22 protein-coding genes and 1 tRNA gene are annotated in these 25,784 nt (G+C 54.6%); 19 read left to right on the top strand and 4 right to left on the bottom strand.

The window, feature by feature from the left end; genetic code table 11:
* Positions 1 to 180 precede the first annotated feature (180 nt).
* The 6 genes from NFR25_RS01530 to NFR25_RS01505 all read left to right on the top strand — a co-directional run bounded on the left by NFR25_RS01530 (position 181) and on the right by NFR25_RS01505 (position 6,684).
* Positions 181 to 2,271 (top strand): glutamine synthetase III family protein, encoded by a 2,091-nt coding sequence (locus tag NFR25_RS01530; protein WP_251197490.1) that lies wholly within the window; start codon positions 181 to 183, stop codon positions 2,269 to 2,271.
* Between the two features lie 168 nt (positions 2,272 to 2,439).
* Positions 2,440 to 3,369 (top strand): branched-chain amino acid transaminase, encoded by a 930-nt coding sequence (locus tag NFR25_RS01525; RefSeq protein ID WP_251197489.1) that lies wholly within the window; start codon positions 2,440 to 2,442, stop codon positions 3,367 to 3,369.
* 86 nt (positions 3,370 to 3,455) lie between these two features.
* Complete coding sequence (locus NFR25_RS01520) at positions 3,456 to 3,746, top strand: YerC/YecD family TrpR-related protein (protein ID WP_251197488.1); 291 nt, start codon at positions 3,456 to 3,458, stop codon at positions 3,744 to 3,746.
* Between the two features lie 2 nt (positions 3,747 to 3,748).
* Positions 3,749 to 4,864: a PTS sugar transporter subunit IIC gene (locus tag NFR25_RS01515; RefSeq protein ID WP_251197487.1), complete on the top strand. Its 1,116-nt coding sequence runs from the start codon at positions 3,749 to 3,751 to the stop codon at positions 4,862 to 4,864.
* Between the two features lie 3 nt (positions 4,865 to 4,867).
* On the top strand, positions 4,868 to 5,824 hold the full coding sequence (locus NFR25_RS01510; RefSeq protein WP_251197486.1) for an ABC transporter substrate-binding protein: 957 nt from the start codon (positions 4,868 to 4,870) through the stop codon (positions 5,822 to 5,824).
* A gap of 143 nt (positions 5,825 to 5,967) precedes the next feature.
* A complete protein-coding gene (locus NFR25_RS01505; protein WP_251197485.1) occupies positions 5,968 to 6,684 on the top strand; it encodes an NAD-dependent protein deacylase in 717 nt (238 codons plus the stop codon).
* Between the two features lie 96 nt (positions 6,685 to 6,780).
* On the opposite strand, the gene NFR25_RS01500 is transcribed toward NFR25_RS01505, so the two are convergent.
* Entirely contained in the window at positions 6,781 to 7,464 is a 684-nt protein-coding gene (locus tag NFR25_RS01500) for a rubrerythrin family protein (protein WP_338024366.1), read from the bottom strand.
* Between the two features lie 145 nt (positions 7,465 to 7,609).
* On the opposite strand from NFR25_RS01500, the gene NFR25_RS01495 reads away from it, so the two are divergent.
* The 4 genes from NFR25_RS01495 to NFR25_RS01480 all read left to right on the top strand — a co-directional run bounded on the left by NFR25_RS01495 (position 7,610) and on the right by NFR25_RS01480 (position 15,226).
* Positions 7,610 to 9,064, top strand: coding sequence for an aminopeptidase (locus NFR25_RS01495; protein WP_251197484.1), 1,455 nt, complete (start codon positions 7,610 to 7,612; stop codon positions 9,062 to 9,064).
* Positions 9,065 to 9,579: 515 nt separating this feature from the next.
* Positions 9,580 to 11,220 (top strand): site-specific DNA-methyltransferase, encoded by a 1,641-nt coding sequence (locus NFR25_RS01490; protein ID WP_251197483.1) that lies wholly within the window; start codon positions 9,580 to 9,582, stop codon positions 11,218 to 11,220.
* A gap of 273 nt (positions 11,221 to 11,493) precedes the next feature.
* Positions 11,494 to 14,397, top strand: a complete 2,904-nt coding sequence (locus tag NFR25_RS01485) for a restriction endonuclease (RefSeq protein ID WP_251197482.1) — start codon at positions 11,494 to 11,496, stop codon at positions 14,395 to 14,397.
* A gap of 52 nt (positions 14,398 to 14,449) precedes the next feature.
* Complete coding sequence (locus NFR25_RS01480; protein WP_251197481.1) at positions 14,450 to 15,226, top strand: Fic family protein; 777 nt, start codon at positions 14,450 to 14,452, stop codon at positions 15,224 to 15,226.
* A 108-nt stretch (positions 15,227 to 15,334) separates the two neighbouring features.
* Here NFR25_RS01480 and NFR25_RS01475 read toward each other — a convergent pair whose 3' ends face one another.
* Positions 15,335 to 16,210 (bottom strand): pyridoxamine kinase, encoded by an 876-nt coding sequence (locus tag NFR25_RS01475; RefSeq protein ID WP_251197480.1) that lies wholly within the window; start codon positions 16,208 to 16,210, stop codon positions 15,335 to 15,337.
* A 3-nt stretch (positions 16,211 to 16,213) separates the two neighbouring features.
* Positions 16,214 to 16,411 carry a DUF6724 family protein gene (locus NFR25_RS01470; RefSeq protein ID WP_251197479.1) on the bottom strand — a complete coding sequence of 66 codons (198 nt, stop codon included), beginning with the start codon at positions 16,409 to 16,411 and terminating at the stop codon, positions 16,214 to 16,216.
* Between the two features lie 209 nt (positions 16,412 to 16,620).
* On the opposite strand from NFR25_RS01470, the gene serS reads away from it, so the two are divergent.
* From serS to NFR25_RS01425, 9 genes are all read left to right on the top strand, one after another.
* Positions 16,621 to 17,901, top strand: coding sequence for a serine--tRNA ligase (gene serS / locus NFR25_RS01465; protein WP_251197478.1), 1,281 nt, complete (start codon positions 16,621 to 16,623; stop codon positions 17,899 to 17,901).
* A 19-nt stretch (positions 17,902 to 17,920) separates the two neighbouring features.
* The gene (locus NFR25_RS01460) at positions 17,921 to 18,928 is read left to right on the top strand and encodes a hypothetical protein (RefSeq protein WP_251197477.1); all 1,008 of its coding nucleotides are present in this window, start codon (positions 17,921 to 17,923) and stop codon (positions 18,926 to 18,928) included.
* A gap of 3 nt (positions 18,929 to 18,931) precedes the next feature.
* Positions 18,932 to 19,420 carry a cyanophycin synthetase family protein gene (locus NFR25_RS01455; RefSeq protein ID WP_251197476.1) on the top strand — a complete coding sequence of 163 codons (489 nt, stop codon included), beginning with the start codon at positions 18,932 to 18,934 and terminating at the stop codon, positions 19,418 to 19,420.
* Between the two features lie 55 nt (positions 19,421 to 19,475).
* Positions 19,476 to 20,726, top strand: a complete 1,251-nt coding sequence (locus NFR25_RS01450) for an aminotransferase-like domain-containing protein (RefSeq protein ID WP_251197475.1) — start codon at positions 19,476 to 19,478, stop codon at positions 20,724 to 20,726.
* A 109-nt stretch (positions 20,727 to 20,835) separates the two neighbouring features.
* On the top strand, positions 20,836 to 21,819 hold the full coding sequence (locus NFR25_RS01445; RefSeq protein WP_251197474.1) for a D-alanine--D-alanine ligase family protein: 984 nt from the start codon (positions 20,836 to 20,838) through the stop codon (positions 21,817 to 21,819).
* A 257-nt stretch (positions 21,820 to 22,076) separates the two neighbouring features.
* Positions 22,077 to 22,694, top strand: coding sequence for a YtxH domain-containing protein (locus tag NFR25_RS01440; protein WP_251197473.1), 618 nt, complete (start codon positions 22,077 to 22,079; stop codon positions 22,692 to 22,694).
* 76 nt (positions 22,695 to 22,770) lie between these two features.
* A complete protein-coding gene (locus NFR25_RS01435; protein WP_251197472.1) occupies positions 22,771 to 23,601 on the top strand; it encodes a PRC-barrel domain-containing protein in 831 nt (276 codons plus the stop codon).
* A gap of 84 nt (positions 23,602 to 23,685) precedes the next feature.
* Positions 23,686 to 24,624 (top strand): beta/alpha barrel domain-containing protein, encoded by a 939-nt coding sequence (locus NFR25_RS01430; protein WP_251197471.1) that lies wholly within the window; start codon positions 23,686 to 23,688, stop codon positions 24,622 to 24,624.
* 120 nt (positions 24,625 to 24,744) lie between these two features.
* Positions 24,745 to 25,218 (top strand): prepilin peptidase, encoded by a 474-nt coding sequence (locus NFR25_RS01425; RefSeq protein ID WP_251197470.1) that lies wholly within the window; start codon positions 24,745 to 24,747, stop codon positions 25,216 to 25,218.
* 364 nt (positions 25,219 to 25,582) lie between these two features.
* Here the strand turns inward: NFR25_RS01425 and NFR25_RS01420 are convergent.
* A tRNA-Leu gene (locus tag NFR25_RS01420) sits at positions 25,583 to 25,666 on the bottom strand.
* Positions 25,667 to 25,784: the final 118 nt, after the last annotated feature.

Below are 25,784 nucleotides of genomic sequence, written 5' to 3'. Positions count from 1 at the left end.
AACAGTGAAACGGGTAAGTTATGTACGATTACCTTGCAGCCGCAGCACCCTAGCAGTTTCCGTGATCAAGTGCGTTCGCTTGTGTTGTACTGGTATAATGTGCAGAATACCGCGCGCGAATAGGCGCGCATCGGATGCAATCTAAACTAAACGCCCCCGCATCCACGTGAGGAGAACAGCATGTCAAACGTGTCAGAGATCTTCGGAACGCTCGTCTTCAACGACCATGTTATGAAAGAGCGCCTTCCATCCGAGACCTACAAGACGCTCGAGAAGACCATCAAAGAAGGCAAACCGCTCGATCTTGAGGTGGCAAACGTTGTTGCCCACGTTATGAAAGAATGGGCCATCGAAAACGGTGCTACCCATTATTCCCATTGGTTCCAGCCGCTTTCGGGCATCACCTCTGAAAAGCATGACAGCTTCCTCACTCCCGTTGGCGATGGTACTGCCATCATGACCTTCTCGGGCAAGGAGCTCATCCAGGGCGAACCCGACGCATCAAGCTTCCCGAACGGTGGCCTACGCGCTACCTTCGAAGCTCGCGGCTATACCGCTTGGGATCCCACCAGCCAGGCGTTCATCAAAGATGAGGTGCTCTGCATTCCCACGGCGTTCTGCTCCTATACGGGCGAAGCACTGGACAAGAAGACACCGCTCTTGCGCTCCATGCGCGCTATCGACACGCAGGCTCAGCGTGTGCTGAAGTTCTTCGGCGAAGATGGCCACCAGGTCATCGCTACGGTGGGCTCTGAGCAGGAATACTTCCTCATCTCGGAGAAGGACTACGCGCGCCGCCAAGACCTGATGATGACCGGTCGCACGCTCTTCGGCGCACCGCCCAGCAAGGGTCAAGAGCTCGACGAGCATTATTTCGGCGCCATCCGCCCCACAGTCAACGAATTCATGAAGGAACTCGATGACGACCTGTGGAAGTTGGGCGTTACCGCAAAGACCAAGCATAACGAAGTGGCACCTGCTCAGCATGAGCTTGCTCCCATCTTCACCAACGCCAACCGCGCAGTGGACGAGAACCTGCTCACTATGGAAAAGATGCGCCTCGACGCATCGCATTACGGCCTTACCTGCTTGCAGCATGAAAAGCCTTTCGAAGGCATCAACGGCTCGGGCAAGCACAATAATTGGTCGCTGTCCTACGACAACGTGAACCTGCTCGATCCGGGCGACGACCCCATCGATAACCTGCGCTTCCTCGTGTTCCTTGCCTGCGTCATCGAAGCGGTCGACGAATATCAGGAACTGCTGCGCATGTCCGTGGCATCTGCGGGCAACGACCATCGTCTGGGTGCGGATGAAGCTCCTCCCGCCATCGTGTCCATCTTCTTGGGCGATGAACTGGGTGCTATCGTGGAAGCCCTGATCAATGGCGATGAATATCATTCCGCTGAAGCCATCTCCATGGACTTGGGCGTAGCAGTGCTGCCTCAATTCCTGAAGGACAACACCGACCGCAATCGCACCAGTCCTTTTGCGTTCACGGGCAATAAGTTCGAGTTCCGCATGCCAGGCGCGGCCGTGAATCTTTCAGATTGCAACATGATCTTGAACACCGCAGTGGCTAAGAGCCTGAAGGATTTCGCAGATGCATGCGAAGGCCTGGAAGGTGCGGAGTTCGAAAAGGCAGCTATCGCCTATGTGCGCCAGCTGCTCGCTGATCATCAGCGCATCATCTTCAACGGCAATGGCTATTCCGAAGAGTGGGAAAAGGAAGCCGAAGCGCGCGGTCTGGCGAACAATCGCAATACCGCCGAGGCGCTGCCGTGCTTCGTTTCGCAGAAATCCATCGACCTGTTCGAAGAATTCGGCATCCTCTCTGAATCCGAGGTGCGCAGCCGCTATGAGGTTAAGCTCGAGAAATATACGAAGCTGCTGAACATCGAAGCGCGCGTGATGATCCGCATGGCACGTCGCACGTATCTGCCAGCCATCAGCAAGTACATGCGCGATATCGCCGAGACCATCACTTCAGTGAAGGAAGCTATTCCCTCATCAAACATGGATGAGCACGAAAAACTGCTCGCACGCCTGGTCAAAGGCTCGAATGCAGTGGCTACTCGCATTCGCACGCTCATCGAAGAGCACGATGCGGCTGAAGCTATCACCGATCATCAGCAGCAGGCCTATGCGTATGCCGACAAGGTCATTCCTGCCATGGATGCTCTGCGTGCAGAAGTGGACGCGCTCGAGTGCATCGTGGAGAATGACTACTGGCCTGTGCCTACCTACAACGACATCCTTTTCTACAATTAAGGCAACCGACTTCACGATTAAGGGCGGCCGCTCCACTGAAATAGAGTAGAATAGCGAAAGACCGTGATACTGTCATGGTCTTTCGTTTTTATGTGCCACCGCAGTGCGAATCTTGCCTGCTGGTCGCGAAACGGATCGAAGCACACACGCTCGGGGAAAGGAATCGTCATGGCAGATTTGACCGCAGTCGACTACATCTGGAAGAACGGCGAGATCGTGCCTTGGGAACAGGCTACTACTCATGTTCTCTCGCATGGCCTGCATTATGGATCAGGTGTATTCGAAGGTATTCGCTGCTATCACAATACCGACACCGATGAAGCGGTGGTCTTCCGCCTGGAAGACCATATGAAGCGCCTGCATAATAGCGCGAAGATCGCGCGCATGGAGCTGCCCTATTCCGTTGAGGAACTGTGCCAGGCTACCATCGATATCATCAAGGCGAACAAGTTGAAGTCGTGCTACATTCGTCCGCTGGCCTACTATGGTTATGGCCAGATGGGTGTTGATCCCACGGGTGCTCCAGTCGATGTCATCATCGCGGTATGGCCTTGGGATGCATACCTGGGTGAAGAAGCGCTGGAAAACGGCGTTTCGGTAGGCATCTCTTCCTGGCGTCAGCGTTCGTTCAACGCCATCCCGCCTGCAGTGAAGTCCACTGCTTCCTACATGAACTCCATCCTTGCGAAGCTCGAGGCGAAGTCGCATGGCTACGCAGAGGCTATCATGCTCAACGAAGTGGGCCACGTCTGCGAAGGCACGGGTGAAAACCTCTTCATCGTGCGCGACGGCATCCTCATGACCCCGCCCCTGGGCGATGGTCTGCTCGAGGGTATCACGCGCGACACTGTGCTGAATATCGCAGTGGACATGGACATTCCCGCACTCGAGGAAACCCTCAATCGCTCGGATCTGTATGTTGCCGATGAGATGTTCATGACTGGTTCAGCTGCTGAACTCACCCCTATCGGTAGCGTGGATGACCGCGTCATCGGCAAGCCAGGCCCTATCACCAAACAGCTTCAGGCACGTTATTTCGATGTCGCCTATGGCAAGGTGCCTGAATACGAAGAATGGATCACGCGCATCGCTTACTAAGCGCGCAGGTCAAAGCATATTTTCAAAGAGCCCAGTGTGTAGTCTGGGCTCTTTTTGTAAGACTCCCCATAGAGGAAAGGCAAGCAATGGCAGAATTGCGCACCCCAGAAGTTGAAGACTTGCTGAACGTTCTGGCAGGCATCACCGACCCCGACGAGGTCTTTGCGTTGCTAGAGGATCTGTTCACCATCCGCGAGATCAAGGATACGTCTCAACGCCTTGAGGTTGCGCGCTTGCTGCGTCAGGGTGAATCATATGCCTCTATCGAGAAGACCACGGGCGCTTCGGCTACTACCATCGCGCGTGTGTCCAAGGCGCTCAACTACGGAACAGGTGGCTATCAGAAAGCGCTCGATATCCTGGGGGTCGAGGAATAACCATGGCCGCGAAAATGAAGGATTTCCTTGCTCGCAAGGACGTTGAGATCTCGGTCCAGCGTTACTTGATCGATGCGCTCAGCGCTATGGCGCAGGGTCTGTTCGCGTCGCTGTTGATGGGTACCATCCTTGCTACCATCGGTCAGCAGGCAGGCGTTCCCTTGCTCGTGGAGATCGGCGATTTCGCGAAGGCGGCAGCGGGCCCTGCGATGGCGGTAGCCATCGGGTTTGCACTGAAAGCGCCATCGCTTGTGTTGTTCTCCCTGGTAGCGGTAGGGTATGCCTCGAATTCGCTTGGCGGGGCGGGCGGTCCTTTGGCAGTTCTCATCATCGCGATCTTCGCGGCTGAAGCAGGTAAGATCGTGGCCAACGAGACCAAGATCGATATCTTGGTCACGCCACTCGTCACTATCATGGTGGGTTGTTTGCTTTCCTATTGGTGGGCCCCTGCTATCGGCGCGGCGGCTTCCTGGGTGGGCAATCTTATCATGTGGGCAACCGATCTGCAGCCGTTGTTCATGGGCATCATCGTTTCGGCGCTCGTGGGCATGGCGTTAACGCTGCCCATCTCGTCGGCAGCTATCTGCGCAGCGTTGGGTCTTACTGGCCTGGCTGGCGGTGCGGCGGTTGCTGGCTGTTGCGCGCAGATGGTGGGCTTCGCGGTGATGAGCTTCAAGGAGAACCGCTGGGGTGGTCTTATCTCGCAAGGTATCGGCACCTCGATGCTGCAGATGGGCAATATCATCCGCAACCCACGCATTTGGATCCCTCCCACGCTGGCAGCTATGATCACGGGCCCTATTGCAACCTGTGTGTTCCAGATGCGCATGGATGGTGCTGCTATTTCGGCTGGCATGGGCACCTGCGGTCTGGTCGGTCCTATTGGCGTCTACACGGGCTGGCTCGCGGATATTTCCGCAGGTACAATGGCGGCTATCACTGCTTTCGACTGGGCAGGCCTCATCCTCATCTGTTTCGTGCTGCCAGCTGTGCTCACGTACATCTTCGGCTGGTTCTTCCGCAAGCGTGGCTGGATCAAAGAGGGCGACCTGAAGCTGGAAAGCGCCGATGCAGTGGTGGCAAAAGAAGAACCTGCTCTTGATGGGGCGGCTGCATAAGAGATGCAAAAAACGGCGAAGACATACGTAGCTCGCATATTCACGTTCCTGGTATTGGCGGCTTGTCTGCTGTGCGTGCTTGGTCTTTGCACGGCCTGTGCCGAGCAAGATGAACCTCAAGATAGCAAGCCTGCCTGGGCTGAAGAGCTCGTAACGCCTGATACGCTCACGGTCATCACTGCCCTTGACTATGCGCCTTTTTCTTCAGGCAGTGCCGAAGATCCTTCGGGCTACGACATCGCGGTAGCCAAAGAGGTGGCGAATCGTTTGGGCCTTACCTTGCAGATCGTCAACGTTCCGCGCACAGAGATGCTCTCTGTCCTTACGTGCGAAAAGCCCGCGAATGCATCTGAAACCGATGAAGCACCTGAACCCGTGGGAGATGTGGCGCTCGGGGCGCTGGCCATCACGTCCCAGCGTGACGAGCTGGTAGATTTTTCTGATTGGTATTTTGTGGGCGACCAGGCAGTCATCTGCCGCAAGCCCGTTGACGAGCAAGGCACGGAAAGCTCGAAGTATCCCACGGATGCGCGCAAGCAATCGAGCAAAACAACAGCAAAGCAGCCTGATTCGAAGGCAAGCAACGCAACCTATCTGAGCACTACGGAATTCGATCGCGACACGACGCGCATTGCAGTGGTGAAAGGGAGTACATGCCTCGATACCGCTAAAACGCTCACGAGTGAGAAGCTAGTCGCAGAATACTCTTCGGCGCAAAAGTGCTTGCAGGCCCTTCAGGCGAAAGAGGTTCAGGCGGTTGTGCTCGATCTACCTGTTGCGAACCATTGCCTCCAGAACGGTTTCGCAGACCTGCAGATCATCGAATACATCATGACAGGGGAGGCCTACGGCATCGCGCTCCCTTCGCAGTCCTCGAACTTGAAGGACGCCATCAATGAAGCCCTCAAAGCTATGGAAGAAGACGGCACCCTCGATCGCCTTGCCGTAGAATATCTCTAGGACTCATCGGACTTGGGGACGGGTCCGAAACTGTCCCGGACAAAAAGGGGACAGGCCGCCGTTCGCGATCTCTTCATGCGATGAGATTTTGGGACCGATGGTGCTCGAGTGTTTGCGACCAGAGTAAGAAAAGGGAGAACGTGATGGAAGACTTGCAGGTAGTACGCGACATCATCGACAACGCCGAGCCGCAGAGCGTGGTCTTCTTCGGTGGCGCGGGTGTGTCCACCGAAAGCGGCATCCCCGATTTCCGCAGTGCGAAAGGCGTGTTCAACCAGCGCTATCCCTATCCACCCGAGGTGATCGTCAGCCATTCGTTCTTCGAGGAACACCCCGATGTGTTCTACGACTTCTACAAGGAGAAGATGGTCCACGAAGACGCGCAGCCCAACCAGGCGCATAAGAAGCTTGCGGAACTTGAAGAGCGCGGCATCCTACGTAGCATCATCACGCAGAATGTTGACGGCCTGCATCAGGCGGCGGGCTCGAAGCGCGTACATGAACTGCACGGCAGCATCCATCGTAACTATTGCAAGCAGTGCGGGATGCGCTACGGCCTCGACGCGGTGATGGCGGCCGATGGCGTGCCCTATTGTGAATGCGGAGGCATCATCCGCCCCGATGTGGTGCTCTATGAAGAACCGCTCGATCAGCGCGTGATGCAAGCGGCTATCGAAGACATCGCGAAGGCGAAAACGCTCATCATCGCGGGTACTTCGCGCGTGGTCTATCCCGCTGCTGGCCTGACTGATTTCTTCACAGGCGACAACCTCATCGTGATCAACCGCGACCCCAGCCCGCTCGACCGTACTGCCGACCACTGCTTAGCCATGAACGTTGGCGAAGTCTTCAACTGGTAAGACCTCGCCCAGACACTTTCACACAACAAAAAGGCCGCTCGAGGTGAGCGGCCTTCCCGATGCGTATGTAACGCGCAGCACCCAGGCTGCGGGCAATTAGAAGTCGTACTCGACGAACTTGCTTGCCGGGGTGAAGCAGATCGGGCACTTCTCGAAATCCTTGCCCTGGTGGATGTAGCCACAAACGGGGCAGAGGTAGTAGTGCTCATCGTTGGGGGTATCGATGTTGTTGTAAGCATCGAGGTAGAGTGCTGCATGATAGCCCTCAGCCAGCTTCGCGCGGGTGAACACGAGCACTGCAGCGTTCTTGCCCTCTTCCTGAGCCTTCTTGATGAAGGAGGGATACATATCGGAGGTCTCATAGATCTCGCCGTTAGCGGAAGCGATCAGGTTCAGGTCCAGAGGAGTGTCTGAAGACTTGGAAACCTCGGGGCGCGGCCAGTTCTCGTCCTCGGCCATGACCAGGTTGTATTCCATTGCGATATGGATCTGCTCTGCTGCGGCAGTTGCACGCCACAGGGATGCGAGGCGCTTGTGGCCTTCGGCGTCTGCCTGCTCTGCATAAGCGCTGTAGGTTGCGGATGCGCCAGTTTCGCCGTTAACAGCAGCCTTCAGGTTGTCCAGCGTGGTGCCAACAGTGGTCTTGCTGTCTGCGACTACGTTGAAGTTGGTGGAATTGTCCGGGGTTGGGATTACGTCACGTACGTGCTGCGTCATGTTCATCACTCCTGTTCGATCGCGCGCGATCATCGTTTTAAGGCAGTTGAACTGTGCATCCATTTTGTACTCTTCTCGCTTACAAAATGAGCACACAGTTCTTACGGTAGAATTCTACAAGGTGCGACCGCGCGATGCAATAAACGGCACGGTTGCAATTGAACGGTTAACTTGGAAAGCGCCAACACGCGCAATGAAAGAAGCGAACATGGAACGAAAGAACGCCTGGAAGACCTATACCGAAACCGACCGTAAGGCTTTGACGAAGCTCGCCGAAAGCTACAAGGGCTTCCTTTCGAAATGCAAGACCGAGCGCGCATGCGCCACACGCGCCATCGAGCTAGCCGAGGCCGCAGGCTACATTCCGCTCGATCAGGCCATCGCTATGGGCTTGCCGCTCAGGCCTGGTAGCAAGGTATGGGCGAGCAACTACGGCAAAGCGGTCATGCTCGTGCAGATCGGCACCGAAGACATCGAAAAGGGCGTGAACATCCTAGGCGCGCACATCGACTCGCCGCGTCTGGACCTGAAGCAGAATCCGCTCTATGAAGCGAACGATTTCGTGCTGCTTGATACGCATTATTATGGCGGCATCAAGAACTACCAGTGGGTGGCGCTGCCGCTGGCATTACAGGGCGTTATCGTGAAGAAGGATGGCACCGTAGTGGATGTTTCGATCGGCGAAAACCCTGATGAACCCGTCTTCTGCGTTACCGATCTGCTGCCACACCTGGGCGCTGAGCAGCTGAAGAAGAACGGTCGCGAAGTGGTCGAGGGCGAGAGCCTGGATGTGCTCATCGGCAGCGAGCCGCTCGTGCTCGAGAAAGCCGAAGGTGCCGATGCAGATGAAAAGCGCGACGAAGATGATATGACCTACGAAGAGAAGATCGAAGCCATGGCAAGCAAAGAAGCCGTGCGTGCTCGCGTGCTGAAGCTTCTGCTGGAAAACTACGGCATCGAAGAAGAGGATTTCCTCTCGGCCGAGATCGAAGTGGTGCCCGCAGGCCCCGCGCGCGATTGTGGCCTGGATTGCTCGATGGTGATCGGTTACGGTCAGGATGACCGCGTGTGCGCCTACACCAGCTTGGAGGCGCAGCTAGCCGTGAAGAACCCCAAGCGCACGGCGGTGTGCATCCTGGTGGATAAAGAAGAGATCGGCAGTGTTGGCGCCACGGGCATGACCTCGGCGTTCTTCGAGAACACCATGGCCGAGATCCTGGCGCTTCTGGAAGCTCCCAGCGAGCTGGCATTGCGCCGTTGCCTGGCGCGTTCGTCGATGCTCTCTTCAGATGTGAGCGCCGCATTCGATCCTTCATACGCTTCGGTCTACGAAACGAAGAATTCTGCCTATTGTGGTCGTGGTCTGGTGTTCAACAAGTACACGGGCTCTGGCGGCAAGTCGGGCTCCAACGATGCGAACGCCGAATACATGGCAAGCTTGCGCAATATCATGGACGAAGCCGGCGTGAATTACCAGACTGCCGAACTGGGTCGCGTGAACGCTGGCGGCGGCGGAACCATCGCCTATATCCCCGCGAAGTACGGCATGAACGTGATCGACTCCGGCGTACCCGTCCTGTCGATGCATTCCCCCTGGGAAGTAACGTCCAAAGCCGACATCTACGAAGCCTTCAAAGGCTACGTAGCCTTCCTTCGCTCATAACCGGGGACGGGTTCAATTCTGTCCCGGACAAAAAGGGGACAGGTTCAACCATGCACGGTGCTGCGGATGTGTGGTCCTTTGGGGTTAGACCCTAAAGTACCCCAGTTTCGCGAATATAAAAAGTGGACACCTTGGAACCTGGTCAGAAAGCGTTCAAGAGATGAGCAAGAGGATTAGGTTTTGTTACTGCCGGAGTGCGACAAAAGAACGAGGTGGGCATCCTGCTGAAAGGATAGTAATGAAGAAGATTGACACCAAAACATCCGATATAACCAAAGAAAACATTGAGAAATTGATAGATCTGTTCCCGCAAGTTGCCACCGAGGTCGAAAACGTGCGCGGGGGGGGGGTTCATTGAAAAAACAATTGACTTTGATGCTCTGAGAGATCTGCTGGGAGATGTAGCCGAAGGTCAACGAGAGCGCTATCAGTTCACCTGGCCTGGTAAGCGCGAGGCGAAGGCTGAGGCTCGACGTCCAATCGACAAGACGATGATCCCATGCCCTGAGAAGAGCGTGGACTGGGATACTACCAAGAACCTCTACATCGAGGGCGACAATCTCGATGCGCTTAAACTTCTCAAGGAAACCTACGCAGGAAAGATAAAGCTGATCTACATTGACCCACCCTACAATACTGGGAACGATTTTATATACGATGACAATTTTGTCATGTCCGATGAAGAGTACGAGAGTGGAGAAACCACAGATGACGGCCGCCTTGTCGCAAACTTAGAGAGCAATGGACGATTCCATTCAGACTGGTGTTCGATGATATATCCGAGGCTTCTTTTAGCTAAGGATCTTTTAAGTGCAGACGGAGTAATCTTTATCAGTATCGATGACAATGAGCTATCAAATATGCTTTCGATATGCGACAGCATTTTTTCTAGCAAAATGCGTGTTGGTATCTTTAAATGGAACAAGACCAGTAAAGCACCTACCCTCAGCAAATTTATTAGAAATAAATATGAATATGTGCTTTGCTATAGAAAGCCTGAGCTTCTAGGCTTGAGGGGGCCGGATTCGTATAATACGGCCGCGCCTTTATTTAATAGTGGAAACAAGCATTCCAGGCTAACTGTTCCGGCTGAATCGATTGACTGCGCGTTCCCAGATGGAGTTTATCCTGCTGGACGATATGGAGACGATGAGAAGTATGTCATTTTGCATAATGATTTGATAGTTGAAAACGGAGTGAATCACAATCCTCTTGACATTACGGGGCGGTTTAAATGGGCTCAAGAGACGATGAATGTGAGAGTGCTGAATGGTCAGCGCTTTCAATTCAAAAAGCCAAACTTTCAGACGATGTATTACTATCTGGATTCTGATAATAAATACATTGCTCCATCCGATGTTCTCAATAAAGACGAATGCAGCGTGCTGCGCAATGACGAAGCCTATTCAGAATTAAAAGAGATGTTTGGGTTTGTTCCTTTCGACTACACAAAGCCAGTATCGCTTATAAAGTACTTAATAAGAATGCACCCTTCAAAAGATATTATTGCTCTTGATTTTTTTTCAGGGTCGGGTACTTTGGCGCAAGCTATATTTGAGTTAAACGCAGAGGAAGATACCCAGAGGCAGTTTATCCTTGTTCAAGTCAACGAGCCGCTTTCAGGGGGATTCAAGAGTATCTGCGAGATTGGCGAGGAGCGAATTAGACGCGCTGGAAACAAAATAGTCGAAGCAATTCATACTGAAAACAAGCAGTTGAAGCCAGGCGAAGAACCTAAATCACTTCCTGATATCGGCTTCCGTGTTCTAAAGATAGACTCATCAAATTTCAGAGACACATACCTCACGCCTGATCAGACCGACCAGGCATCGCTCCTCGACGCCATCGACAACGTGAAAGACGGTCGCACTCCGGAAGACATCCTCTTCCAGGTGCTCCCCGCATTCCGCATCCCGTATTCTGAGCACATCGAGACGCTCGAAATATGTGGCAAAAAGGTCTTCGATGTGAACTATGGGCAACTGCTGGCATGTTTCGATGTCGATGTGACCAATGAAGTCATTGAGGAGATGGCTCGACGAGAGCCCACCTATGCTGTCATGCGTGATCTATCCTTCAAGGATGACTCTGCTGCCACGAACTTCGAGGAGCTGTTCAAGACCTTCAGTCCCGATACCATCCGTCGGGTGATCTAGATGCGGTTCAAATTCAAGATTCAGCCCTATCAGACAGCTGCGGCCGATGCTGTGTCTGATGTTTTCGAGGGGCAGCCCAAAAGTGAAGCGTTCACTTATTTAAGGAACCTAGGTGTGATGAGGCGCGGTCAAGCCGATACGGTTTCAATGTTCCCGCATTCCGTAGGATTATCGGAAGAGGGCTATGGAAACGCCCCTCTCGTTCTGGATAGTCACGAGCTTCTGCGTAACATCAACCGGGTACAGTCGCGCAATCAGCTGGAGGAGTCCTTGGTGCTCTCGGACGATCTTGGGGCATGCCAGCTGGACATAGAAATGGAGACAGGTACTGGCAAGACTTATGTCTACACCAAGACCATGTTCGAGTTGAACCGCCTTTACGGATGGACTAAGTTCATTATTGTGGTGCCATCCATTGCTATCCGCGAGGGCGTGAACAAGAGCCTCCAGAGCACAGAGCAGCATTTCTTCGAGCAATACGAGCGCTCGATACGCTATTTCATCTACGATTCCGATAGGCTGAACGAGCTCGACTCCTTCTCTCAAAGCGCCGACATCAACGTCATGATCATCAACATGCAGGCGTTCAACTCTTCCATGAAGGAAGGAGCCAACAACAAGGCGGCACGTATCATCTTCGACGAGCGCGATGACTTCGGGAGCCGCCGACCCATCGATGTCATAGCAGCAAATAACCCAATCGTCATCGTCGATGAGCCTCAAAAAATGGGCAAGAAGAACTCTGCCACTTGGAAGGGTATCGAACGGTTCAATCCACTGTTCGTGCTTAACTATTCAGCTACACATCGCGAAAAGCACAACATGGTGTACGCCCTTGATGCTCTTGATGCGTTCAACGAGAAGCTGGTCAAACGTATCGAGGTGAAGGGTTTCGAGCTTAAGAATATGCGCGGCACTGACGGCTATCTTTATCTAAAGGACATCATCGTTTCCAAGGACAAGGCTCCTGAGGCGGTTATAGAATTCAAGGCCATGTCTGCTGGTGGGAAAGTAGTCAAAAAGACCAAGCGTTTCAGTGAGGGTGAGAGCATTTACGATAAAACCGGCGATACCCGCCTTGAGGTCTATCGCGATTATGTGATCGCATCTGGCAACGACGGAATCGTGCCAGATCAAGATGGTCGCATAGGATATGTGCGCTTTCTAAATGGCGAGATTCTTCAACGGGGTGTTGTTTACGGTGATTCAGCTGAAGCGGATATGCGCCGTATTCAGATTCGAGAAACCATCGCTTCGCATCTGCAGAAGGAGGAGGCACTTTTCTATCGCGGCATCAAGTGTCTGTCGCTCTTCTTCATTGATGAGGTGGCGAAGTACAGGGATACTTCGGGCAATGAGGAGACAGTCGGCTATGGCAAGGTGTTCGAGGAAGAATACGAGCGTGCCGTTGAGGAGCGCCTCTCTGACCCGACCATTGGCGATGAGTTAGAGAGATCCTACCTTGACTACCTGAAGCGAGATACTGCTCACGAAGTGCATTCCGGTTATTTCAGCATCGATAAGAAGGGCAATGCCGTCGAGAGCTCTGAGAAGAAAGCCGAGCAGACTAACGGCCTTGGGGCGAACGACGATAATGCGCGCCGAGCCTATGACTTGATTTTGAAAGACAAGGAGCGCCTACTCTCTTTTGAGGAGCCCGTACGCTTCATCTTTAGCCATTCAGCGCTTAGGGAGGGTTGGGACAACCCGAATATCTTTCAGATCTGCACCCTTAAGAGCTCTGGCTCAGAAACCGGCAAGCGTCAAGAGGTCGGCCGCGGTCTTCGACTCTGCGTGGACCAGGAGGGTGAGCGCCAGGATGCAATGTACCTGGGCACACGGGATGTGCACAACGTGAACGTACTGACCGTCATTGCATCGGAGAGTTATTCGTCGTTCGTGGATGCTCTGCAGAAGGACATCAAGGCGGAACTGCGGGAACGCCCGATCGTCATCGAGATGGATTTCTTCGCGGGTCGCCAGGTCACGCTTCCTAACACGGGCGAGACCGTAACGTTCAACGATCGCGAGTCCAAGGAACTCTATAAGTGCCTCATCAAAGGTGACTTCCTCGACGAGAACGACCGTCCGTCCTTGAAGTTCCGAGAGGGAGAATTTTACGAATACGCCATCGTGAATCTGCCCGAGGATATGCGCGAGGAGCCGATGCTTCAGGCAGCCGAACTCCTCGTGAGAAGCGTCTATGAGCCGAGTGTGCTCTCCGCTATGATCGCCAACGGCAATGTCCCCAAGGTCGCCAAGAACGCGCTCAACGATAACTATCACAAGCGCGAGTTCCAAGAGCTCTGGAAGAGGATCAACAAGAAGCACGCCTATACGGTGTCGTTCGATGACGAGGAACTCATCCGTAAGGCTGTGGCAGCAATCGATGCGAACCTCCAAGTAAGCGAACCCTCATATACTCTTACGACTGGCGCTCAGAAGGAGGCCGCAAGGCGTGAGGATATTGAAGAGAAGGCGATCTTCAAAACTAAGAGCACGGAGAGCAGGGTCCTTGAACTCGACCAGCAGATACACGTTACCTACGACCTGGTTGGTGAGGTCGCGCAGGCAGCAAAGGTCACAAGGCGCACTGCCGCTACCATCCTTTCTCGCATAAGTCCTTTGAAGTATTCGCTTTACAAGCGTAATCCTGAGGAGTTCATCAAGAAGGCCAGCTCTATTATCGTTGACGAGAAAGCCACTACGGTCATCGATCATGTGACCTACCACCAGATCGAAGACGAGTTCAATACAAAAATCTTTACCGAGCGCATGCCAGAGAACATATCTAAAGCACTGAAAGCTAAGAAGAATATCCAGGACTATGTGTTCTTTGATAGCCAGAAGGAAAAGGAGTTCGCAGAGGCGATGGATGTGGCTGCTGAGGTCTGTGTTTACGCAAAGATGCCGCGCACGTTCAAGATACCCACTCCTGTAGGCGAGTACGCTCCTGACTGGGCGATTGCGTTTAATGAAGGAAGTGTTCAACACGTATATTTCATAGCCGAGACAAAGGGCACTATGGATACAATGGAACTAAGCCCTATTGAAGGGGCGAAGATTGCGTGTGCAAAGAAAGTGTTCAATGAGCTGTCCACTTCGCAGGTGCGATTCGAAGGACCCATTTCTACCTACGACGAATTGTTGTCGGTGGTAAGAGGCCACGGTGCATAAAAGTGAGGTGGAATAGGTAACTTGAATGCAGAATCGGGAGGAGGCAGCGACCATGGCTTACAAACCACCCTTTACGACGAATGATGAGATTCTTACGCTTGTGGCTAACATTGCAGAGAAAGTTGGTCAGGTCGAGGCTTTCGATAAGCTGAATTCCAGCCCACAGTTGCGCAAAGAAAATCGCATTCGTACCATTCATTCTTCGCTCGCTATTGAGAATAATTCGCTTTCGCTCGATCAAGTCACTGCTGTGATCGAAGGAAAGCACGTTCTTGCTCCTGCACGCGATGTGCTTGAGGTGCAGAACGCTCTTGCAACTTACGAGGCGCTCGATTCGTTCGACCCTGATTCTATCGACAGTCTGCTCGAGGCTCATGCGCTGTTGATGCGCGGGCTTACGCCTGAGGCTGGTCGTTTCAGGAGCGGCGACGTTGGGGTGTTCAATGGAGACCAGCTCATTCACGCCGGCACTCCTGCCAAGTATGTTCCTGAAGTGATGAGGGAGTTGTTCTCGTGGCTTGCGACCACGGAGATGCATCTGCTCGTTATTTCGTGCGTATTCCACTACGAATTCGAATTCATCCACCCCTTCGCAGACGGCAATGGTCGCATGGGGCGTTTGTGGCAGACGCTCATCTTGAGCCGATGGAATTCATTGTTCGCGTGGTTGCCGATCGAGTCGCTGATCAAAGAGAATCAGCAGGAATACTACGACTCACTTGGCAAAGCTGATGCGAGTGCGGACAGCACCGGATTCGTTCAGTTCATGCTGAATGTCATTTCTGATGCGCTCGATGAAGCGCTTGATTCCCACGGAGTCTCAGGATAAAAAAGTAGACAAAAAGGGGGCTGCCCCCAATTTGTCTACAGAAGATTCTCGATCAGAAGTTCGAACCTGTCCCCAAACTGTCCCAGACAGAAATGAACCCGTCCCCAATTAGGCGAGGAGGGCGGCAACTTTGCCCAGCAAGGGCTCGAAGCTGATGCCGCGGCTCATGAAGTTGGGCTGCTCGAGCGTGATGATCATCGCATCGTGCACGAACTTGCCTGCGAAGTCTACTGCGGTCTCCAGATCCTTGCCTGCCATGATGGCCGCGGTCACACACGAGCAGAACAGGTCGCCCGTGCCATGCAGCATCACGGGCAGCTTCTCCACGATCAGCTCGGTCAGGGGAGTGTTGCGCCCTGCCACGTAGTTGCGCAGATAGCCATCCTCACGGTCAACGCCCTTGATGATCACATTCTTCGCGCCACGATTGCGCAGCATGTTGATCATGCTCTCGACCTCTTCGGTCGAAACGTTCTGACCCGTATATTCCGTACCCAAGATGATGGAAACCTCGGTTAGGTTCGGGGTGAGGATATCCGCGCCATCGGCCAGGTTCGCCATGGCATCGCACAGTTCCTTGGAATAGGTGGGGTAGATCTTGCCGTTGTCACCCATCACAGGGTCAACGATACGCAGCGCATTCGGGAAATCAGCATACAAGCGCTGGATGCTCTCGACCTGTTCAGGCGCACCTAGGAAACCAGAATACACGGCGTCCAGTTCGATATCGACCTTCTCCCATGCGTCGATGTAGGGCTTCATCATGTCGGTGGTATCGAGCATGTGCCAGACAGGGAATGCGGTATGCGAAGAGAACAGCCCCGTTGGCAGCGGGCACACATCGCAGCCCGCAGCAGAGATGACTGGAATGGCCACACCCAGCGAGCATTTGCCATAACCGCACAGATCATGCACCGCGCCTACGCGGGGGATGTAGTCTGGTCGGTCGGAATGGTCGTAAAGTGGCATGCTCTGCAGTCCCATGATCTACTCGCTTTCGGTATCTTCGCTCGTATCGGCATCTTCGTCTTCGCGCACGCGCTCACCACGGTCGCGGAACATCTTGCGCGTCTTGCGTTCGCTGATGAACGCTGCTATCACGCTGATCACCACGCCCGCACCCACCAGGCACCCAATGCCGGCGTAGGTTTCGAAGATGAAATGATAGATCGCCGCCAGATCCATGATGCCCTTTCGAGTCGGTCGTTCCTTCGCATCGAGGCCACTGCTCTATAGCCGTGTTCAGGGCGTTTGCCGCCTGTAACGCATTGGTCGGCTGGCGCACCCGCAGTGGTATCTTGCTTGGTTGTAAAGTATACTCGAACTGTCTATCTCAACAACCAAACCGACGATGTTCGGCGCACGTGGCCGCCGTATCTTATGAAAGGGAACCGATGCTCGATATTCGATTCGTCCGCGAAAACATCGATCAAGTGAACGAGGCTATGAAGAGCCGTAACTTCACGTGGGATTCTGAGCGCTTCTTGCAGCTCGACGAAGACCGCCGCAGCGCCATTGCCAAGGAAGAGACCTTGTTGGCACAGCGCAACGCCATCTCGAAGAGCATCGGCCAGCTGATGGGCGAAGGCAAGAAAGAAGAAGCTGAAGCTGCGAAGGCTGAAGTTGCCAAGCTCAAAGAAGAGATCGCTTACTATTCGGACTTGCATGATCAGGCTGAAAGCGAACTGAACAAGCTCATCCTGGCAGTGCCGAACGTTCCGAGTGATTCCACCCCTGTGGGCAAGGACGAGACCGAAAATCCCGAGGTACGCCGCTGGGGCACGCCGCGCACGTTCGATTTTGACTTCAAGCCGCACTGGGACTTGGGCATCGACCTAGGCATCATCGATTTCGAGCGTGCCGTGAAGCTGGCAGAATCCCGCTTCGTGCTGCTCGGTGGCCTGGGTGCCAAGTTGGAGCGTGCGCTGATCAACTTCATGGCTGACACGCACACCTCGCGCGGCTACAAGGAATGGTGGTGCCCCGTTATGGCGAATGCCAAGACGCTCACGGGCACGGGCCAGCTCCCTAAGTTCGAAGAAGACCTCTTCAAGACCACCGAAGGGCTCTACCTTATTCCTACGGCTGAAGTGCAGCTTACCAATATCCACTCCGACGAAGTACTCGATGTTGATCAGCTGCCGCTCAAGTATTGCGCGTTCACGCCGTGCTTCCGCGAAGAGGCGGGCAGCGCTGGCCGCGACACGCGCGGTCTTATTCGCCTGCACCAGTTCGACAAGGTCGAGATGGTGAAGTATGCCAAGCCCGAAGAATCCTACGATGATCTTGAGTCTATGGTGGCGGATGCGGAGAATATCCTGCAGCTGCTCGGTCTGCCGTATCGTGTTATCAGCCTATGCACGGGTGACCTGGGCTTTTCTGCTGCGAAGACTTACGATTTGGAAGTATGGCTGCCTTCTTATGACGCGTATAAGGAGATATCTTCCTGTTCGAATTGCGAAGACTTCCAGGCACGTCGCGCGAACATCAAGTACAAGGATCCTGCGAACTTCAAGGGCAACCGCTTGGTCCATACGCTCAATGGCTCGGGTCTTGCAGTAGGTCGCACCATGGCTGCGATCCTTGAGAATTATCAGCAGGAAGACGGCTCCATCAAGGTGCCCGACGTGCTGGTTCCCTACATGGGCGGCATCGAATACATCAAGCCCGAATAAATGATGGGCAAAGCACCCGATGGTCACGAAGCGCTCGAAAGACGACAAGCAACCTAAGGCTGCCGCGCCTGGCGCTCAGCCTGTGCGCGGAAAGCATGCAGCTCATGCGGCGCCTGCGGTTCCGCATGCTCCGTCTGCAGCAGCTCCTACGCCTGCGTCTGCATCTACATCTGCGTCTAAGATCCCAGGCGCTCAAAGGCAAGCAAACAAGCAGCCCGCGTCGCATCAAGGCCAAGGCCAGCGGATTCCCCAGCAGAAGGTAGCGCCCAATCCGCCTGCTCGTGCGAATATTGTGCAAGGAACAGCTTCGCAATCCGCAGCGCCGAAGCAATCTGGTGCACAGCAGGGCAAGAAGCCTACGCCGCGCACCATTGGCGTTCAGGCGCAGCATCCTGGTCAAGGCCAAGGTCAAAATCAAGGTCAAGGTCAGGCTTCATCCAAAAAGGTGAAGGCCCAGGTTACGCACGATGGCCGTGCTTCTGCCCAGAAGCAGCAAAGCAAGCAGGGCCAGAAGAAGTCCAAGAAGCAAAAACAGCGTCGAATCCCGCTGCCCGTGAAGATCGTGCTTTCGGTGGTACTGGTGGCAGCGCTTGCGGCTGGTGCATTCCTGGTCTGGGATTATCTCTTCCGTTACGATGACGCTGCCGATTTCCAGGGCCAGTGGAAGATCGAAGGTTCGAACGCTTCCATCGTCATCACCGAAGACGAGATCCGTCTGACCGATAGCGTCAGCTTCACCTACGAGCTGAATACTTTCGAGAAGACCATCAAATACGAATTCGCGAATTACGAAGGCGAAGGTATGTACGTGTTCTCGCCCGAACGTGATGTGCTCACACTTACTGATGTGTCCACCGGCCCTGATGAGGGCGATACCCAGCAGTCCATGAGCTTGTTGAAGGTGTCGAACCAGGCCATCGGAGAGCCTGAGGTTGCGAACAACAATACCGCCGAAAATGCAGACACCGCTGGCGTTGACGTGGTCGACGGTTCCGAGACCGCCCAACAAGCTGAAGAAAACGAGTAGCGCGTGAGTGCTTCCGTTGCGCCGAATTCGTCCGAATCGCGAACCGCGCAAGATGTGGTCGTGCTTGAAAGTTTGACCGTGCAACCTGATCGCGTAGAGGCGCGTGTGCGCATCGATGACCCGCGTTATCAGTTCACCACGCCTGAGCTCATTGCTGATGCTGTGGAGGAATTTCCCACGTTGCCGCACCACACGTGCCGCAACGCTAAAGGCCCTACGTTCGGCGCAGTCATGGATCACACGCCGCTGGCCCACCTGGTCGAGCATCTGGTCATCGACCTGCAAACGCACGAATACGCCGCCCAGCACCCCGAAGACTCCACTGCCCACCAGGTAGTATTCACTGGCACCACCCAGCAAAGCGTCGAAGACCCGCATGTGTCCATTGTGCGCGTTTCGTTTCGAGATGATTTAATCGCCCTAGCCGCCTTCAAAAAAGCGCTACACTTTATCAATCGAACACTTGCGCAGCCAAGTGCACCTGAAGCATAAGAACACGCCGCGCGATGCGTCCGCGGCACGAGCAAGAAGAAAGTGAGGAGTGTCTATGCCATCAGCCCATCTGAAATTCGATCATGCAGGTGACAAGGTCGCCTCACGCGTTACCAAGATGCGCTCATCGGCGGTGCGCGATCTTTTTGCTGCGGCGTCTCGCTCTGACATCATCTCGCTTTCAGGCGGTATGCCCGACGTTTCGCTGCTTCCGCCCGAGTCGCTGCAGACCGCAGTTCAGGCAGCCTTGGGAGACGAACGCGCCATCGCGCTGCAATATGGTTCCACCAATGGTCGCGCTGAAACGCGCGAGATGCTCGCAACACTTGTGCGTGACCTGGGCATTCGTTGCAAGGAAGACGACGTCCTCATCACTACGGGGGCTCAAGAAGCGCTCGATCTTATCGCCAAGACCTTCGTCGATCCAGGCGATATCATCATCACTGAAGGCCCTACGTATCTGGGTGCGCTCCAGGCGTTCTCTGCTTACGAACCCAATATCATCTGCATCCCCTTCGACGAAGACGGTATGCGTATGGACCTGCTCGAAGAGAAGCTCGAGGAGTTGGGCAAGGGCGCGGTGAAGTTCCTCTACACCATCCCCAACTTCCAGAACCCTGGTGGCGTGACCATGAACATGGAGCGACGCCATCGCTTGCTGGAGCTGGCCGAAGAATACGATTTCCTCGTGATCGAAGACGACCCTTACGGACGCCTGCGTTACGACGGCGGCCACATGATCCCGCTGCGCGCACTTTCCGACGACGTCATCTATCTGGGTACGGTCTCGAAGACCTTCGCGCCAGGCTTGCGTACAGGTTGGATCATCGCCCCACGTGATATCTTGGCAAAGATCAACCTGGTCAAGCAGGGTACCGACCTGTGCGGCAGCGCCATGGACCAGGTGATCGTAGAACATTACTTCACCGACACGCCGTGGCAGGCGGTCTTGCAGACCTTCATCCAAACCTACAAGGAACGCCGCGATGCGATGCTCGAGGCCCTGGATGAGTTCTTCCCTGAAGAGGCCACATGGACCCATCCAGCGGGTGGCTTCTTCGTTTGGGTCACCCTGCCCGATTATGTGGACACCGATTCCATGCTGGCTGTTGCGCTGGAAAACGGCGTTACCTATACACCAGGTAGCGGCTTTTATCCCAACGGGACCGATGGCAAGAACTCGATGCGCCTGGCATTTTGCTTCGAGACGCCCGAGAACCTGCGCGAGGCCATTCGTCGTCTGGCCAACGTGATCGAAGACCGACTCGAGCTGTACCGCGCCTTCCTAGAAGCCGGCGCGATCTAGAACGGAAACATCGTGGACAAATTGGGGGCGTAGCCCTTTTTGTCCACACATAAAAGAACCAAGCGGGCGCGCGATGAACGCCCGACGCTGAACAAGGCAAGGAGAGAAGATGAAAGTTGCAGTGCTGATGGGAGGCTCGTCCTTCGAGCGCGAAGTGTCTCTGGCAAGCGGCAAGGTCGTGTGCGAAGCTCTTGAAGAAGCTGGTCACAAGGTTGTTCCACTCGACACCACCAAGGAGCTGGTTCCTACGCTGCGCGGCGAACGCCCCGATATCTGCTACATCGCCCTTCACGGCAAGCACGGTGAAGATGGCACTATCCAAAGCCTGCTCGACTTCCTCGACATCCCTTATGTTGGCTCGCCTGCTCAGGTGTGCCGCAACACCTTCAACAAAGCGTTGCTGCCTGAATCGGTGAAGAAGTTCCGCCAGTATGCGGGCGAATCGGGACCTGGTTGGTGGCCGCAAGGTTTCTGCCTTGCTGGCGATGTGTTCAAGGATATGGGCGCGGCAACCGCGCTTGATATGGTGGCTGAGCGCATCCCTGGCGGATACCCCGTGTGCGTGAAGCCGGCTCGTGGCGGTTCGGCTCATGGCGTTCATAAGGTCGAATCTCAAGAAGCATTGGGGGCGGCCATCCTCGATGCGCTCACCTTCGATGATGAGGTCATCATCGAGCAGTGGATCGATGGCATCGAGCTTTCGGTAGCCATCTTGGGCAGCGGCTGGGGTGCCACCGCGCTTCCGCCTGTTGAGATCGTTCCGCGCGAAGGCTTGTTCCTTGCCGAAGAGCGCCTTTCTGAAGATGCGGTAGATTACTACACTCCCGTGCGTCTTGAATCGCTTCATCCCGATGAGACCTTGACCCAGTCCATCCGTAGCGAGATCGAACGTGCGGCCATAGAAGTCTACCAAGCCTTCAATGTCCAAGATCTAGGTCGTGTCGACCTGATCTGGGATGGTGCCCAGGCGCGCATCCTTGAAGTGGACGTTTCACCTGGCATGACAACACATTCGTTGTTCCCTATGGCCTGCGAAGCTGCTGGTCTTAGCCTGCCTGCCGTAATGGACAGCCTTGTAACGCACGATCGCTAAGGCGAATGATCGGGGATAGAGGCAAGAGTATCCCTGGGACGCTTTTGCCTCTGTCCCTAACCGATATATGGTCATTTTTGAAGAATTTGTCGCGGCTTCTTACGCGACGTCAACAAACCTAAGGGCGCGCTAGTTTCTCCCGCGCTTCCCAGGGTTAGTGGCTATAATAGAACCCAGGCCGAATTCATCATCGCTTCGCGCGAAACTGGATTCGAGCTTGGGTTTTTAATATCAGCAACACTTCTTAAGGGGGAACGATGGGAAGATTTGGAACGCTCCTGCTCGGTGGCGTGATCGGCGCAGGCATCGCGCTGCTGGCCACTCCGCGTACAGGTGCTGAGAACCGCGCATTGATCGCGGATTCGCTCAACGAGAATTATCCAGAGGCAGTCAAGGCGGTCACCACTTCAGCAAATCAGGTGGTCGGCGCTGCTGCTAACACTTCTACCAAGGTCATCAACACGGTTTGGGACAAAGGTGTTGAAGTAAAAAAAGGATTAACTAGTCGCGTAGAGCAGACAACTCCTGCGGTCGTCGAGAAGAACGACGAACTGCGCGACAAGATAGACGCTGCACGTGAACGCATCGCTGCCCAGGTAGCCAAGAACGCCGAAAGCGTTCAGGAAACCGCAGCTGACAAGGTTCCCGCTGCAGTGGATGCTGCTAAGAGCGCAGGCACGGCAGTGAAAGAAGCTGCCGCATCTGCTACCGAGGCAGCAAAAGACGTAGCTCAGAGCGCTGCTGGCGCTGCTAAGAATGCAGCAGCAACGGCTGCTGAAGCTGCGAAGGGCGTTGCCGCATCGGCAGCAGACACCGCAAAAGGTGCTGCGAAGGCCGTGAAGGAAACCGCAGCTAAAGCTACGAAGAAGAAGTAGCTCGCATTCCGCAAAGAATCTCTGTTTTGAATCGATAAGGCGCTCTTCGGAGTGCCTTATCGTCCATTGAGGGGCTATGAAAGATATCTATACAACACGTGAATTGGTGGGAGTGCGCGTTGAGCACGCGAAGAAGCCAGGCAAGCGCATCGGCCGCGTGCGCCACTTCATCTTCCATCCGTCCGAACATAGGATCATCGGGTTCGCGGTGAAGCGCCCTGATGCGGCGCTCATGTTCCATCGCTCAGATGTGTTCGTAGCGCTCGATGGCTATCAGGTGGTCGATGGCGTGGTCATGATCAACGACGACAGTCAGTCCACGGGTCGGGCGGCGTGCAAGCGCCTGGGCGTTTCGTGGGATGAATGCGTCATCTGGCAGGGCCTTCCCTTGATGACCGCCAAGGAAGAGCGTCTAGGATACGTGGGTGATGTCTCGTTCGATGCGAAGACGGGCGAGGTCATCTCGCTCAAGATCGACAAGGGTGCTTCGGCTGACTTCCTGCTGGGCGAATCCGAACTTCCTGCCGGTCTTATCGAAGGTTTCCAGATCGGTATAGGAGACAATCTTTCGAAGGTCTCCGAAGACGACTTCTTCCGCGGTGCCATCGTTGTCTCTCCAGAAGCGCTTTCGATCGAGCGTAGCGGTGGCATGGCTGAAAAGGCTGGCGCTGGTGCTGCGGTGGTGGCTCATAAGGTCGGTACCGTTAAGGACAACGTCAAGGATACCGTGAATGAAAAGGTGAAGCCCAAGGCCACAGAAGCTGCCCAAAAAGCAGGTGACGCAGTGAACAAAGGCGCCTACAACCTGGGTGTTCAGCTTTCGAAGACGCGCGGGATGTTCTCGGCTTTCAAGGACGAATACAAGAAGGCGCTCGAGGGCGACACGGACAAGGGCGCCAAGGATTAACGAAACCGAGGTTACCCGCGCTTTTACGCTATAATGAATTGCAACATTTCAGCAATCATGCGAATGCTCAACAAGGAGGAAGATATGCCTACCATTACTCGCGATCAGGTCAAAGTCCCTATGGACGTCATGCCTGAAGCTCGTGAAAATTACATCGAGAACTACATGAAGGCAACCCGTGGTACGGGCCGTCTCATGCTCTTTGCATGCGATCAGAAGATCGAGCACCTGAACAAGGACTTCTATGGTGAGGGCATCGACCCCTCCGACCTGAACCCTGAGCACCTCTTCGAGATCGGCAGCCAGGGCACCATCGGTGTGCTCGCTGGTCAGCGCGGTCTTATCGCTCAGTACGCAGCAGACTATCCCGAGATCAACTACATCGTGAAGATGAACTCCAAGACCAACTTGGTGAAGGGCGATCAGGACGATCCCTATTCTCCTCAGCTCTACGATCTGGAAGCAGTGCTCGCTATGCGCGAAGCTGGCGTGAACATCGTTGGTCTGGGCTACACCATCTACCTGGGTTCTGAATATGAATCTACCATGATGGCTGAAGCAGGCGAACTCATCGCTGAGGCTCACGCCCAGGGCTTGCTCGTGGTTCTGTGGATCTATCCGCGCGGCAAGGCTGTGCCGGACGAGAAGGATCCCGATCTTATCGCAGGCGCTGCTGGTGTTGCGCTCTGCCTGGGTGCGGACTTCGTGAAGGTGAATCCTCCGAAGGCAACCGATGGTCACACTTCCGCTCAGAACCTGAAGATCGCTTCTACCGCTGCTGGCCGTACGGGCCTGGTTTGTGCAGGCGGTTCCAAGGCTGATGCTTCGGTCTTCCTGTCCGATCTTTACGATCAGATCCATGTTGGTGGCGCTTGCGGTAACGCAACGGGCCGTAACATCCACATGCGTTCCCTTGATGAAGCGGTGCGCCTGACCAAGGCTATCTCTGCCATCACCTTGGCGGACTACACCGCAGAAGATGCACTCGCAGTCTTCAACGGCGAAAAGGACTTCAGCCTCTAAGAGCTGGTCTCTAAGATGCGCGGCAACGGAAAGCCGCACGGTACGACAACACAATAACGGGAGGTGCTCAGAATGCGGCGCCTCCCGTTTTGTTTTGCGGCAGGCGCGGAAAGGAACAAGATGTCTGCGTCTTCACCCTACGAGCTGGCGAACCTTCTGGTGAATGGGGGAGTGGCGATCATTTTGATCGCGGTTGCCTTCATAGATTGGCAGACTCGTCGTATCCCTAATGTTCTGGTCTTAGGGTTGATTGCTTTACGCCTGGTCATGCTTGGGATAGGACTATTCACGGAAGGCGTCTATGCGCTTCACCTATTTGGTCGTTCGATCTTGGTTTCCCTTGCTTTCACGACTGGTGTTCTTGTGGCACGAGCACTGGCAGGTCGATTCACGCACACCGATGCACTCGGTCTTGGCGATGTGAAGCTGATCGCAGCTTGTTGTCTGTTCTTGAGCTTCGATCAAGCTCTTGCGGCACTATTCGTGGCTTCGTTTGCAGCGTTGATCTTGGCGGCCTATTTCCGTATTTGCCGTCAAGACAACACGTTCCCTTTCGGCCCCGCCTTGAGCCTTGGTTTCTTGATCACCCTATAAGTTTCAGATCACGTCGCGGTCACGGCACCAACAGCGCTTGTTCGAGAGTTGGCACTAGTGCACGGTCTGGAGGAGACCGGGGAATGTCGGAATTTACTTCGCATAGCAAACTTGAAAAAACAGAACAGGAGAGCGACCGCACGAATGATTGGGGACGGGTTCATTTTTGTCCGGGACAAAATAGGGACAGGTTCAACTTTCTATTCGAACATCTGAGCCTGTCCCCAAACTGTCCGGGATAAAAAAATGAACCCGTTCCCAATCATGAGCACAATCATGAGCAGGGTAGCGGGTAAATTGTGATCTTCCCCGGTCCCCTTCAGGCCAATAAAAAAAGCTCCCGAATGAGAGCTTTCAATGCAACTGGTGCCCGAGGCGAGATTTGAACTCGCACGTCTTTCGACAACGGTTTTTGAGACCGCCGCGTCTGCCGTTCCGCCACTCGGGCGCGGAAACTAATTATAACGGATTAAGTCCGCAGCGCAAGCAAGCCACGCCCGAATCGCCGCTGCTGCGCGCCGTACGCAACGATTTCTGCCATAATAGTCATACGGTTATTTCAATGA

Source organism: Anaerotardibacter muris, assembly GCF_943192915.1.
Lineage (GTDB): Bacteria > Actinomycetota > Coriobacteriia > Coriobacteriales > Eggerthellaceae > Anaerotardibacter > Anaerotardibacter muris.
Note: the sequence above shows the minus strand (reverse complement) of the source record. Positions and strands in the feature narration are given on the sequence as shown.